Annotated in this window: 1 protein-coding gene; it reads right to left on the bottom strand. The window is 47.9% G+C overall.

What is annotated here, in order from left to right:
* Positions 1–97 precede the first annotated feature (97 nt).
* Complete coding sequence (locus tag B9Y93_RS24160; RefSeq protein WP_085499145.1) at positions 98–1,345, bottom strand: IS110 family RNA-guided transposase; 1,248 nt, start codon at positions 1,343–1,345, stop codon at positions 98–100.
* Positions 1,346–1,644 lie beyond the last annotated feature (299 nt).

Below are 1,644 nucleotides of genomic sequence, written 5' to 3'. Positions count from 1 at the left end.
AAGTCTGAAATCCTTAGTCAACGCGCGTAGTAGAGGAAATGAGCAGGCCAAATAAGCCGTTTACACGACCAATAAATGGTAAAATATGGGTGTATTGTCATGTCGCAGCGGTCAAAACTCGGTAACCCTGAGTTTGAGCTAGTTTAATCGCTTGTTCTACCGTGATTTCACGCTCTACTGGACGAGCATCGGATTTTCTGTACAAGTCCGGATTGTAAGGCTCTTTGTTCTTCAAGATGTGGTAGATGGCCGTTAATAGCATGCGGGCAATGGCAATAATGGCTCGCTTATGTCCTCTACGCTTCTTGAGCTGCAAATAGCGATTCCGTATTTCGGGATGCTTCTCACTTTTGACCACAGCGGTCGCACACTGGACCAAAAGTGGTTTGATGTAGACGCCTGCTCTCGAAATCCTTACCGACTTTTTCTTGCCGGCGCTCTCATTGTTCGTGGGGGTGAGTCCTGCCCAGGAGCACAAATGCTTGGCTGTCGGGAACACGTCCATGTTCACACCAATCTCTGAAACCACGGCAATGGCGGAGAACAGGTTACTTATGGACGGAACAGTCAAGATCAGGTTGAGTTCTTCTGTGTAGGACGCGGCAAGGGAAAGGATAATCGATTCCAGTTCCGCTTTGCGGGATTCAAGGTCTTCGTAGTGTTGCTTGATGACCTTGATTTTCCCGGCCTGCTCGGGCGTAAGAAATCCGTCAATCGCAAGCTCCAGTTCAGGAAGTTTTCTTTTCATGGAGCCATGAATGAGCGGTTCGAGGTCAAAAGACGTATCGGTCGGATCATCCAAGAGCTTATTCAAAATGTTTATAGAGCTTTTGCCAAACGTATCCGACACAACACTGGCAAGCTGGATATTTGATACGGTCAGACTGTTCTGAAGCCGATTCTTCTCGCTGGACGTAAAGTTGGTCAGCTTGAAGCGATAGCGCATCAAGTCGCGCAGTTGCCGGATCGGCAAGGGAGGCATAAAGCTCCCGGCAACCAGATCGTGCTTGAACAAATCGGCAATCCACCGGGCGTCTTTCTTGTCGGTCTTCTTGCCGCGAATGGCCTTGACGTATTTCGGATGCGCCAGCGTGATGTTGCAGGAATGCTCCAGAATGTTGAACACGGGAATCCAGTATTTCCCGGTCGATTCCATGCAGACATCCATGCAGTCATGCTCACAAAGCCATTGTGACAACTCATTCAATCCCTGGGTAAAGGTTGAAAAGCGATGGCGTTTGTAAGTCGTGACGCCTTTACTGTTGGTGGAAGCGATACAGGCAACCACGAAGGTTTTGTGTACGTCGATTCCGCAACAGATAGGGTAGACAATTTTTAGAGCCATATCGAGACTCCTTTCTGTGATATACAAAGATAGTCAGCAGGGACTGATGGTCAGCTATAAACGAGTTGTTTATCAAAGATAAGTCTGCGTGCTCGAAGCGACACTTATTTATGCTTGGAAAGGCCACCTACACATATAACGATGCGGTCACCCTATAAAAGCGGTGACCCACTCACCTCCACGTGATTTGTAGTGTACTGGTATCTCTGTAACTCAAGAATAACAAAATCGCTCAAGGCTGACGGATTTCATTCCGTTTTGTGCCTTGAGCGAAGCGAAAGGAATGGGTATAACGATGA

The organism is Paenibacillus aquistagni, assembly GCF_900177815.1.
Lineage (GTDB): Bacteria > Bacillota > Bacilli > Paenibacillales > Paenibacillaceae > Paenibacillus_B > Paenibacillus_B aquistagni.
The sequence above is the reverse complement of the archived record's forward strand: the minus strand, read 5'-3'. Positions and strand labels throughout refer to the sequence as shown.

Bases quoted from the DNA above. Each gene is read 5' to 3' on its own strand.
- B9Y93_RS24160 (WP_085499145.1), bottom strand. From the start codon at position 1,345: ATGGCTCTAAAAATTGTCTACCCTATCTGTTGCGGAATCGACGTACAC.